The sequence below is a fragment of the Enterobacter sp. 61D5 genome (assembly GCF_034107965.1).
In the GTDB taxonomy this organism is placed as follows: Bacteria; Pseudomonadota; Gammaproteobacteria; order Enterobacterales; family Enterobacteriaceae; genus Enterobacter; species Enterobacter cloacae_M.
The window spans coordinates 42064-53811 of the sequence record NZ_JAWNFK010000024.1 but is presented as its reverse complement, the minus strand read 5'-3'; the positions used below and the strand labels follow the sequence as shown (position 1 = coordinate 53811).

Below are 11748 nucleotides of genomic sequence, written 5' to 3'. Positions count from 1 at the left end.
TGATTTCTTAAACCCTTAATTCTCATAGGGCCGCTTACTGCTTGCTATGCAACCAGCGTTTCGCATATTATTCTGGCGCTCATAATAATAATTCTCGTTTACGTTATCATTCACTTTCACATCAGAGATTCAACATGGCGCTTTCCAATACTGCTCAGCCAATGAACACGTCGCTGCGTAAGCTCGCGGTCGTCGTCGCCACAGCGGTTGCCGGCATGTCTGCTTATGCTCACGCGGCCGAAACCCCGAAAAAAGAAGAAACCATTACGGTAACCGCAGCACCTGCGGCACAGGAAAGTGCCTGGGGGCCTGCTGCGACCATCGCCGCACGGCAATCCGCGACCGGAACCAAAACGGATACCCCTATTCAAAAGGTTCCGCAGTCTATTTCTGTGGTCACGGCCGAAGAGATGGCGCTGCATCAGCCGCGCTCGGTGAAAGAAGCCCTGAGCTATACGCCGGGCGTTGCGGTAGGCACGCGCGGCGCGTCTAACACCTATGACTATTTGATCATCCGCGGCTTCGCGGCCGATGGTCAGACGCAGAATAACTACCTCGACGGCATGAAAATGCAGGGGAACTTCTATAACGACGCGGTGATTGATCCTTATATGCTGGAGCGCGCCGAAATCATGCGCGGTCCGGTTTCCGTTCTGTACGGCAAAAGCAGCCCGGGCGGTTTGCTGAACATGGTCAGTAAGCGCCCAACAACCGAGCCGCTGAAAGAGATCCAGTTCAAAGTCGGCACGGATAGCCTGTTCCAGACCGGGTTTGACTTTAGCGATGCGATCGACGACGACGGCGTTTACTCTTATCGCTTAACGGGCGTTGCGCGTTCTAATAACGCTCAGCAGGAGCGGGCGGAAGAGCAGCGTTACGCGATCGCGCCATCGTTCTCCTGGCGTCCGGATGATAAAACCACCTTCACGTTCCTCTCCTACTTCCAGAACGAGCCTGAAACGGGTTACTACGGCTGGTTGCCAAAAGAGGGAACGGTTGAGCCGCTGCCGAACGGCGATCGTCTGCCGACGAACTTCAACGAAGGCGCGAAGAACAATACCTATTCCCGTAACCAGAAAATGGTGGGATACAGCTTCGACCACGAGTTCAACGATACCTTTACCGTGCGTCAGAACCTGCGGTTTGCCGAGAACAAAACCTCGCAAAACAGCGTATACGGTTATGGCGTCTGTACCGACCCGGCAAACAGCGGCAACAAACAGTGTGCCGCGCTAGCGCCATCGGACAAAGGCCATTATCTGGCGCGTAAATACGTTGTCGATAACGAAAAGCTGCAGAACTTTACCGTTGATACCCAGCTGCAGAGCAAATTCTCAACCGGCGAGGTGGACCACGTCCTGCTGACCGGCGTTGACTTTATGCGCATGCGAAATGACATCAACTCCTGGTTCGGTTACGACGACTCTGTTCCGCTGCTGGATCTCTACAATCCGGTAAACAGCGATTTTGATTTCGGTTCAAAAGATCCCGCGACCTCCGGTCCATATCAGATCCTCAACCGTCAGAAACAGACGGGGCTGTACGTTCAGGATCAGGCTCAGTGGGATAAAGTGCTGGTAACCCTGGGCGGCCGTTATGACTGGGCCGATCAGGAATCCTATAACCGCGTGACGAACACCACCTCCAAACGTGATGATACCCAGTTCACCTGGCGCGGTGGCGTTAACTATCTGTTTGATAACGGCGTAACTCCGTACTTTAGCTACAGCGAATCGTTTGAACCGGCTTCGCAGACCGATGCCCAGGGCAAACTGTTCTCGCCGTCTAAAGGCAAACAGTACGAAGCGGGCGTGAAATACGTGCCGAACGATCGTCCGATCGTCATCACCGGTGCGTTGTACCAGCTGACCAAAACCAACAACCTGATGGCGGACCCGGCGGGCTCCTTCTTCTCGGTTCAGGGCGGTGAAATCCGCGCGCGTGGCGTAGAACTGGAAGCGAAAGCGGCCCTCTCTGCGAGCGTCAACCTGGTGGGGTCTTATACCTACACCGATGCGGAATACACCACGGACACCACCTACAAAGGCAACACGCCTGCTCAGGTGCCAAAACACATGGCATCGTTGTGGGGCGATTACACCCTGTTTGACGGTGCGCTGTCTGGTCTGACGCTGGGTACCGGCGTGCGTTACACGGGCTCAAGCTATGGCGATCCGGCGAACTCCTTCAAGGTGGGCAGCTATACCGTTGTCGATGCGCTGGTCAGATACGATCTGGCACGCGTTGGCATGGCTGGCTCAAACGTGGCGCTGCACGTGAACAACCTGTTCGATCGTGAGTACGTTGCTAGCTGCTTCAATACCTACGGCTGCTTCTGGGGTGCTGAACGTCAGGTTGTTGCTACCGCGACCTTCCGCTTCTAATCTCTCTTCGGGCACGGTTCGCCGTGCCCTTTTTATTTAAGTTGGCTGATATGCAGGATATTCAAACGCAACCCGACACCACCTTTACGCTCAACCATCTCTCCTTCCGCGTACCCGGGCGCACGCTGCTGCATCCGCTCTCTCTGACGTTCCCTGCCGGTAAAGTGACGGGACTGATTGGTCACAACGGTTCCGGTAAATCCACGCTGCTCAAGATGCTGGGGCGCCATCAGCCGCCTTCAGAAGGCGATATTCTGCTGGATGACCAACCGCTGGAGAGCTGGAGCAGTAAAGCCTTTGCCCGTAAAGTGGCCTATCTGCCGCAGCAGCTGCCGCAGGCGGAAGGGATGACGGTGCGTGAGCTGGTGGCGATTGGGCGTTATCCGTGGCACGGTGCGCTTGGGCGCTTCGGCGTTGCCGACAGAGAGAAGGTGGAAGAGGCGATTGCGCTGGTCGGGCTAAAACCGCTGGCGCACCGTCTGGTGGATAGCCTGTCCGGCGGCGAACGTCAGCGCGCGTGGATTGCGATGCTGGTGGCGCAGGACAGCCGCTGTCTGCTGCTGGATGAACCGACCTCTGCGCTGGATATTGCACATCAGGTCGACGTCCTGGCGCTGGTGCATCGCCTGAGCCAGCAGCGTGACCTGACGGTCATTGCGGTCCTGCACGATATCAACATGGCCGCGCGCTATTGTGACTACCTCGTCGCGCTGCGCGGGGGCGAGATGATTGCCCAGGGGACACCGGCAGAGCTGATGCGCAGCGAAACGCTGGAACATATTTACGGTATTCCGATGGGTATTCTGCCTCACCCGGCCGGGGCTGCACCGGTGAGCTTTGTATACTGATGCTGAATAACACACGCATTAGCCGCCGTCGCCTGCTGACGGCGATGGCGCTCTCGCCGCTGCTGTTAAAAATGAATACGGCGCGTGCCGCCGCCGTCGATCCGCACCGTATTGTGGCCCTGGAGTGGCTGCCGGTCGAACTGATGATGGCACTCGGCGTCACGCCCTATGGCGTAGCGGACATTCCTAACTATAACCTCTGGGTGAACGAGCCGAAGCTGCCGGACTCGGTAATCGACGTCGGCCTGCGAACGGAGCCAAACCTTGAGCTGCTCACCCAGATGAAACCCTCGTTCCTGTTCTGGTCCGCGGGCTACGGCCCGTCAGAGGAGACCATGGCGCGCATTGCGCCAGGACGTGGATTTGCTTTCAGCGACGGTAAAAAACCGCTGGCCGTGGCGAAAAACTCGATTAACGAGATGGCGCATTTCCTCAACCGCGAAGCGGAGGCCAAAAAACATCTCGACGAATTTGATGCCCTGATAGACTCCCTGAAGCCGCGCTTTGCTCACCGGGGCGATCGTCCGCTGCTGATGGTGACGCTGCTGGATGCCCGCCATATGCTGGTCTTCGGTAAAAACTGTCTGTTCCAGGAGGTGCTGGACAGCTTCGGCATTCGCAATGCCTGGGAAGGGGAGATGACCTTCTGGGGCAGTACCGCCGTGGGTATCGATCGTCTGGCTGCGTTTCGCGATGTGGACGTGCTCTGTTTCGACCACGGCAACGAACGCGACATGCAAACCCTGATGGCGACCCCGCTCTGGCAGGCGATGCCGTTTGTACGCGAGAAACGCTTCCAGCGCGCCCCAGCGGTCTGGTTCTACGGTGCGACGCTGTCGGCCATGCATTTTGCCCGCGTGCTGGATAACGCCCTGGGAGGTAAAGCATGAGTACGCGTATCGCCCGCTTCCCGGCGCTGCTGTTATCCCTGCTTTTTCTGGTTGCGCTGGTATTAACCGGATTCAACCTCTCCGCGGCCTTACCACGCGCGCAGTGGGGGGCCGCTCTGGCCTCGCCGGATATCGACAATATTCAGCAGATGCTGTTCCACTACAGCCTGCTGCCGCGTCTGGCGATCTCCCTTTTGGTCGGGGCTGGCTTAGGGCTGGTGGGCGTGCTGTTCCAGCAGGTTTTACGTAACCCGCTGGCAGAGCCAACCACGCTCGGCGTCGCGACCGGCGCGCAGCTTGGGATCACCATCACTACGCTGTGGGCGCTGCCGGGAGCGTTAACCTCGCAGTTTGCGGCACTCGCGGGAGCGTGCGTGGTGGGCGCGCTGGTCTTTGGCGTGGCCTGGGGCAAGCGCCTTTCCCCGGTAACGCTTATTCTGGCCGGGCTGGTGGTGAGCCTGTACTGCGGGGCGATTAACCAGCTGCTGGTGCTGTTCCATCACGATCGGCTGCAAAGCATGTTCCTGTGGAGTACCGGCACGCTCACCCAGACCGACTGGAGCGTTGTAGAGCACCTGTGGCCGCAGCTGGCTGGCGGCGTCTTGCTGACGCTGCTGCTCCTGCGCCCCCTGACGCTCATGGGGCTGGATGATGGCGTGGCGCGTAACCTGGGGCTGGCGCTGTCGCTGGCTCGTCTGGCGGCGCTGACGCTGGCGATTGTATTGAGTGCCCTGCTGGTAAACGCGGTAGGCATCATCGGGTTTATCGGCCTGTTTGCGCCGCTGCTGGCGAAAATGCTCGGGGCGCGTCGCCTGCTGGCGCGTCTGATGCTGGCGCCGCTGATTGGGGCCCTGATCCTCTGGCTTTCCGATCAGCTTATTCTCTGGCTGGCGCAGGTCTGGAGGGAAGTGTCCACCGGCTCGGTGACCGCGCTTATCGGGGCGCCGCTGCTGCTGTGGCTGCTCCCGCGCCTGCGCAGCATGAGCGCACCGGCGATGGACGCCGGCGATAAAGTTTACGCTGAACGTCGGTCGGTGCTGTGGTTTAGCCTTGCCGGTCTGGCGGTGCTGATTATCGCTTCGTTTGCGGCGCTCTCATTCGGACGCGATGCGTCGGGCTGGCTCTGGGCGACGGGTGATTTACTCAATGAACTGGTGCAGTGGCGCTGGCCGCGTATTTTCGCTGCGCTGATCGCAGGGGTAATGCTGGCGGTGGCGGGGTGCATTATTCAGCGTCTGACCGGCAACCCGATGGCAAGCCCGGAAGTGCTCGGGATCAGCTCTGGCGCCACCTTTGGCGTGGTGCTGATGCTGTTCTTTGTGCCGGGGAATGCGTTTGGCTGGCTGATGCCTGCCGGCAGTATCGGCGCCGCAGTCACGCTGATGATTATCCTTATTGCCGCCGGTCGCGGCGGATTTTCGCCGCACCGCATGCTGCTGGCCGGGATGGCGCTCAGCACCGCATTTACCATGCTGCTGATGATGCTGCAGGCCAGCGGCGATCCGCGTATGGCGAAGATCCTGACCTGGATTTCCGGCTCAACCTACAACGCCACCGGCAGCCAGGTGGTCTGGTCCGGGATCGCGATGCTCGTGCTGCTGGCGATGGTGCCGCTGTGCCGCCGCTGGATGACCATTCTGCCGCTCGGCGGCGAAACCGCGCGCGCGGTGGGAATGGCGCTGACGCCAGCGCGCGTGGCCCTGCTGCTGCTGGCGGCGTGCCTGACGGCTGTGGCAACCCTGACGATTGGACCGCTGAGTTTTGTCGGATTAATGGCGCCGCACATTGCCAGAATGATGGGGTTCCGCCGGACGATGCCGCATATTGTGATGTCGGCACTGACGGGCGGGATGATGCTGGTGTTTGCGGACTGGTGCGGAAGAATGGTGCTGTTCCCGTATCAGATCCCGGCGGGTCTGCTGTCGACCTTTATCGGTGCGCCGTACTTTATTTATCTGTTGAGAAAGCAGAGCCGGTAATAAAAGTAAACGGCAATCCTTAGATTGCCGTTTTAGTGTTTGCGCCCTCTCCCCGTGGGAGAGGATTGGGGTGAGGGCATCAAGCCGTACATCTTACAGCTTCGCAAACACCTTGCGCGCCGCGTCGATGGTGTTGTTGATATCTTCTTCGCTGTGCGCCACGGACATAAAGCCCGCTTCGAACGCGGACGGCGCCAGGTACACGCCTTCTTCCAGCATCAGGTGGAAGAAGCGCTTGAAGCGTTCAACGTCGCACTTCACCACGTCCTGATAGCAGGTCACGGTTTTCGCATCGGTGAAGAAAATCCCGAACATGCCGCCCACGTGGTTGACCACCAGAGGGATACCGGCCTCTTCTGCGGCTTCCAGCAGACCGTTTGCCAGCTGCGTGGTACGGTCGGTCAGGGTTTCATGAATGCCCGGCTGAGCCACTTCGGTCAGGCACGCAAAGCCCGCCGCCATGGCGATGGGGTTACCGGAGAGCGTGCCCGCCTGGTAAACCGGACCGGTTGGCGCCAGGGCTTCCATCACGTCCTTACGACCACCGAATGCGCCGACCGGCATGCCGCCGCCGATGATTTTGCCGAGGCAGGTCAGGTCCGGCACGACGTCGTAGTAAGACTGGGCACCCGCCAGCGCCACGCGGAAGCCGGTCATGACTTCATCGATGATCAGCAGCGCGCCGAACTCGTCGCACAGGGTGCGCAGGCCCGGCAGGAACTCAGCCTGCGGTGGGATACAGTTCATGTTGCCGGCAACCGGCTCAACGATGATGCAGGCGATCTCCTGCGGATACTGCTCGAACGCCGCGCGAACGGTAGCAAGATCGTTGTAGGTGCAGGTCAGGGTGTGCTTCGCGAAATCTGCCGGTACGCCCGGGGAGTTCGGCTGGCCGAGCGTCAGCGCGCCGGAACCGGCTTTCACCAGCAGGCAGTCCGCATGACCGTGGTAACAGCCTTCAAACTTGATGATTTTATCGCGGCCGGTAAAACCGCGCGCCAGGCGGATGGCGCTCATGGTGGCTTCGGTACCGGAGTTCACCATACGCACCATGTCCATGGTCGGCACCAGCTCGGTCACCAGCTCCGCCATTTTCACTTCCATTTCGGTCGGCGCACCGAAGCTCAGGCCGCGCTGGGCGGCTTCAATTACCGCGTTACGAATGGCCGGGTGGTTGTGCCCCAGCACCATCGGCCCCCAGGAACCTACATAATCGATATAGGCTTTGCCATCGACATCATACAGATACGCGCCGTCAGCACGTTCGATAAACAGCGGCGTACCGCCCACGCCGGTGAAGGCGCGCACAGGTGAGTTCACGCCACCCGGAATAAGCTCGCGGGCTGCACTGTAGAGGTTTTCAGACTTGCTCATGGCGTCGTTCCTGGTTCGAATAAAATGGTTAAGCCCACTATTCTATGTGATTCGGGGAAGGTTATGAAATTTTTAGCCGGGCAATGCTTTAAGATTTGTTAAGTAATTTTCAGGAGACGGTGGGGCCGTCTCTGGTAAAATCCTCGCGGCTTTTTGTGTGACAAATAAGAACAGGACATGAAATCAGATTCTCCGTCTTTTGAAGAACAACAGTTTGCGCGCGCCCAGCACCGAATCAGCATTCGGCGGCTGCTCAATCGCGATAAAACGCCGCTGGCGATCCTGCTGGCCGCTGCCGTGGTGGGCACTCTCGCGGGCCTGGTTGGCGTAGCGTTTGAAAAAGCGGTTAATGCCGTACTCAACTGGCGAGTGGGCACCGTGGCCGGTTTCGCCGACAGCGAATGGCTGGTCTGGGTGTGGGCATTCGGGCTGTCCGCGCTGTTTGCCATGGTGGGGTATTTTCTGGTGCGTAAATTCGCGCCGGAAGCGGGGGGATCGGGCATCCCGGAAATTGAGGGCGCGCTCGAGGAGCTGCGTCAGGTGCGCTGGTGGCGGGTGATTCCGGTTAAGTTCATCGGCGGCATGGGGACTCTGGGCGCGGGAATGGTGCTTGGACGGGAAGGACCCACGGTACAGCTGGGGGGGAACGTCGGCCGCATGGTGGGCGATCTGTTTCGGATGCGAAGCGCCGAAGCGCGGCATACGCTGCTGGCAACCGGCGCCGCGGCGGGGCTTTCCGCCGCGTTTAACGCGCCGCTGGCGGGCATTTTGTTCATTATTGAAGAGATGCGCGCGCAGTTCCGCTACAACCTGATCTCGATTAAAGCGGTGTTTACCGGCGTCATTATGTCAAGCATCGTGTTTCGCATCTTTAATGGCGAGGGCGCGGTCATTGAGGTGGGTAAACTGACCAACGCGCCGGTCAACACCCTGTGGCTTTACCTGATCCTCGGCATGATTTTTGGCGTGGTGGGGCCGCTGTTTAACACCTTTATCCTGCGCGCTCAGGATATGTTCCAGCGCATTCACGGCGGGAATACCACGAAATGGGTGCTGATGGGCGGTCTGCTGGGCGGAATGTGCGGCGTGCTCGGGTTTATCGAGCCGAATGCCGCAGGCGGCGGGTTCGGACTTATTCCCATTGCGGCGGCGGGGAATTTCAGCGTGGGTCTGCTGCTGTTTATGTTTATTTCCCGGGTTATCACGACGGTACTGTGCTTCTCTTCCGGCGCGCCCGGGGGGATTTTTGCCCCGATGCTGGCGCTGGGTACGCTGCTCGGGACCGCATTTGGTATGGCGGCTGAAGTGGGCTTTCCCGCCTATCACCTTGAAGCCGGGACCTTTGCGGTGGCCGGAATGGGGGCGCTGCTGGCCGCGTCCCTGCGTGCACCCTTGACCGGGATCGTGCTGGTGCTGGAGATGACGGACAATTACCAGCTCATTTTGCCAATGATCATTACCTGCCTCGGCGCGACACTATTAGCCCAGTTCCTGGGTGGAAAACCGTTATACTCCACCATCCTCGCGCGTACCCTGGCGAAACAAGAGGCTGAACGGGCCGCCACGCAGAATACTTGAATGAATTACCAGGGTATTAGATAATGACACAAAGAATTGGGTGAATTTTACCCAATAGCAGTATTCATGGGAGCATAAGATGAGTGATGACGTAGTAGCTGTACCGCTCGAATTTACCGAAGCAGCAGCCAACAAAGTGAAAGTCCTGATTGCCGACGAAGACAATCCGGATCTGAAACTGCGTGTCTATATTACCGGTGGCGGCTGCAGCGGCTTCCAGTATGGTTTTACCTTTGACGATCAGGTTAACGATGGCGATATGACTATCGAGAAACAGGGCGTCGCGCTGGTGGTTGACCCGATGAGCCTGCAATATCTGGTGGGTGGTTCGGTGGATTACACCGAGGGTCTGGAAGGTTCGCGCTTTGTGGTCACTAACCCGAATGCGACAAGCACCTGCGGGTGTGGATCTTCGTTCAGCATTTAAGAGAGTGCGGGCTGATGCCGTTACTCCGTCCCTTTCTCACAGGGATAGGGCGTAAATACTCAAAACGGTAACCTTGCGGTTACCGTTTTGCTTTTACCTGCCATTATCATCCAGCGCAAACGTCGGCAGCTTCAGGTGCCAGCGTATCGCCGCTAAGCGTATCACCAGCGTCACGACCATCCCCAGCATCGCGGCATTTTCCAGCGGGAGGGCAAAGGTGTAGTACGCGGTAGCGTGAACAATCCCGCCCACAATGCAGGCCGTCGCGTAAATTTCAGTACGCAGGATCATCGGCACTTCACGCGCCAGAATGTCGCGAATGATCCCTCCGCCCACGCCGGTTAATACGCCCATGCAGATTGCCACCATCGGACCGGTACCCGCATTAAACGCCTTGTTGACGCCAATACCCACAAACACGGCCAGACCGACGGCATCCAGTACCGGCAATATCCACTTGGGTAAGCGGCGGGGCTGGCGAACCAGCACAATGGTTAACAGACAGGTGACCATCGCGACCACCAGATCGGTAGGATCTTTCACCCAAAACACCGGCCCATTCGCCAGCGCCATATCGCGGATAGTCCCGCCGCCGACGGCGGTCACGACGCCCAGCACCAGCACGCCAAACGGATCCATGCGTAGTTTTCCAGCGAGCAGAACGCCGGAGATAGCAAAAACGGCTGTGCCAAGAATATCCAGCCAATAAACGAGCATCGTTAAATCCTCGAAAAGGGTCTTATGTTAGTGACTCTCTGCCAGCGCGGCACAGAGCTGTTTTGCGGCGAGGATAATACGCGGGCTGGCGCGTTCAAACCAGTCGCTGTTGAGCGGGATCACCGGAATTTTTAGCTGCCTTTGCCAGAATTGTTCAATTTTAGGAATCTCGCTCGCATTTCCGACCACGACGATGGCCTGCGGCTGGCGCGCCAGGACCTGCTCGCGGCTCACCTGCGGCCACGGTACCCGGCTGGCAGCAAAGATGTTTTCACCGCCGCAGACTTCCAGTACCTGGTTCTGAATCGACCCTTTTCCAGTGGTGAACAGCGGCTGGCTGCCAAACTGCAGGAAGATGCGCTTTTTAACAGGGGTATCGTATCGGGATTTCAGCGCGGCATAGTCACTCAGCATCTGTTTCGCCGCAGCCTCGGCTTTTTTGGGCGTAGGGCTGTAGGGTGCCAGGGCGCGAAGCGCCTGAGCGACCTGCTCAATGCTGACGGCATCAATCCACATGACCTTTATGCCAAGCGAGGTGAGCTGGTTGACCTGCCGCTCGGCGTTGCCGCCGCGCCAGGCCAGCACGAGATCCGGTTTAAGCGCCACGATGCGCTCAAGGTTCATCCCCTGCCAGGTTGCCACCTGTTCAATACCCGCGGCTTGCGGTGGGTAATCCGAAAAGCTACTCACGCCAACGGGCGTGATCCCGGCGGCAAACGCCAGTTCAGTATTTGCGGGAGAGAGAGTAATCACGCGCGGTAACGCATAGAGCCACAGCGGTGCGAGAAGAAGCAGGGCGGCCAGCGCCCTGACGGTATGTTTAGCCACGTGCCAGATTCTGCACCAGGCGCTCCACCATCACGGTGGACTGTTTTGCCGCAACGGTCAGGAACTCGTCGAAGCTGATGTGGGACTGCTGGTCTGCCACGTCAGAGATGGCGCGAACCACCACGAACGGTACGCTGAAGTTATGGCAGACATGAGCGATCGCGGTCGCTTCCATCTCAACGGCAACCGCCTGAGGGAAGTTATGACGAATTTTCGCCAGCCCAACGGAGCCGTTGATAAAGGCATCACCGCTGACAATCAGACCGCGTACCGCGTTGAGGTTGAGTTCTGCGATGCAGGTCTCTGCCGCCGCAATCAGTTTGTCGTCAGCTTTAAAACCAGCAGGGCAGCCCGGGAGCTGGCCGTACTCGTAACCGAACGCGGTGACGTCGGCATCGTGGTAACGCGCTTCGTCGGAGACAACGATATCGCCCACTTTCAGCGTCGGCGCCAGGCCGCCCGCAGAGCCGGTATTCACGATCACGTCCGGCTTGCAGCGCTCAAGCAGCAGGGTTGCACCCAGCGCAGCAGCCACTTTACCGATGCCTGATTTCAGCAGAGCCACGTCAACACCGTTCAGCTGGCCGGTATAGATCTCACAACCTCCCAGAGAGAGGGTCTGACGGTTCTCAATTTTGTCACGCAGCAGCGTAACTTCTTCTTCCATTGCACCAATAATGCCGATTTTCATAGATTTACTCGCGATGTGCCTTGTTAAGATGC

The 11748-nt window shown here is 58.7% G+C and carries 10 protein-coding genes; 6 read left to right on the top strand and 4 right to left on the bottom strand.

The features are described 5' to 3' along the window. Positions 1-134 precede the first annotated feature (134 nt). The 4 genes from fhuA to fhuB are packed head-to-tail and all read left to right on the top strand — an operon-like array spanning position 135 to position 6101. Positions 135-2384, top strand: coding sequence for a ferrichrome porin FhuA (fhuA, locus tag UTM25_RS19835; protein ID WP_194400704.1), 2250 nt, complete (start codon positions 135-137; stop codon positions 2382-2384). A gap of 50 nt (positions 2385-2434) precedes the next feature. Continuing rightward, on the top strand, positions 2435-3232 hold the full coding sequence (fhuC, locus tag UTM25_RS19830) for a Fe3+-hydroxamate ABC transporter ATP-binding protein FhuC (RefSeq protein ID WP_194400702.1): 798 nt from the start codon (positions 2435-2437) through the stop codon (positions 3230-3232). Continuing rightward, a complete protein-coding gene (fhuD, locus tag UTM25_RS19825) occupies positions 3232-4122 on the top strand; it encodes a Fe(3+)-hydroxamate ABC transporter substrate-binding protein FhuD (RefSeq protein ID WP_033144664.1) in 891 nt (296 codons plus the stop codon). Before fhuC ends, fhuD begins: the two co-directional genes overlap by 1 nt. Beyond that, the gene (gene fhuB, locus UTM25_RS19820) at positions 4119-6101 is read left to right on the top strand and encodes a Fe(3+)-hydroxamate ABC transporter permease FhuB (protein ID WP_194400700.1); all 1983 of its coding nucleotides are present in this window, start codon (positions 4119-4121) and stop codon (positions 6099-6101) included. Before fhuD ends, fhuB begins: the two co-directional genes overlap by 4 nt. A 93-nt stretch (positions 6102-6194) precedes the next feature. On the opposite strand, the gene hemL is transcribed toward fhuB, so the two are convergent. Further along, complete coding sequence (hemL, locus tag UTM25_RS19815) at positions 6195-7475, bottom strand: glutamate-1-semialdehyde 2,1-aminomutase (protein ID WP_194400699.1); 1281 nt, start codon at positions 7473-7475, stop codon at positions 6195-6197. A 177-nt stretch (positions 7476-7652) separates the two neighbouring features. Between hemL and clcA the strand changes: the two genes are divergently transcribed. Both clcA and erpA read left to right on the top strand, forming a co-directional pair. Beyond that, on the top strand, positions 7653-9053 hold the full coding sequence (gene clcA, locus UTM25_RS19810) for a H(+)/Cl(-) exchange transporter ClcA (protein WP_194400697.1): 1401 nt from the start codon (positions 7653-7655) through the stop codon (positions 9051-9053). Positions 9054-9132: 79 nt separating this feature from the next. Then, positions 9133-9480: an iron-sulfur cluster insertion protein ErpA gene (gene erpA / locus UTM25_RS19805; RefSeq protein WP_023310446.1), complete on the top strand. Its 348-nt coding sequence runs from the start codon at positions 9133-9135 to the stop codon at positions 9478-9480. Between the two features lie 93 nt (positions 9481-9573). On the opposite strand, the gene UTM25_RS19800 is transcribed toward erpA, so the two are convergent. The 3 genes from UTM25_RS19800 to mtnN are packed head-to-tail and all read right to left on the bottom strand — an operon-like array spanning position 9574 to position 11716. Then, positions 9574-10197 carry a TRIC cation channel family protein gene (locus tag UTM25_RS19800; RefSeq protein WP_023310447.1) on the bottom strand — a complete coding sequence of 208 codons (624 nt, stop codon included), beginning with the start codon at positions 10195-10197 and terminating at the stop codon, positions 9574-9576. 27 nt (positions 10198-10224) lie between these two features. Then, entirely contained in the window at positions 10225-11025 is an 801-nt protein-coding gene (gene btuF / locus UTM25_RS19795; protein WP_045355180.1) for a vitamin B12 ABC transporter substrate-binding protein BtuF, read from the bottom strand. Then, the gene (mtnN, locus tag UTM25_RS19790) at positions 11018-11716 is read right to left on the bottom strand and encodes a 5'-methylthioadenosine/S-adenosylhomocysteine nucleosidase (RefSeq protein ID WP_014882620.1); all 699 of its coding nucleotides are present in this window, start codon (positions 11714-11716) and stop codon (positions 11018-11020) included. The genes btuF and mtnN overlap by 8 nt, the downstream gene beginning before the upstream one ends. Positions 11717-11748: the final 32 nt, after the last annotated feature.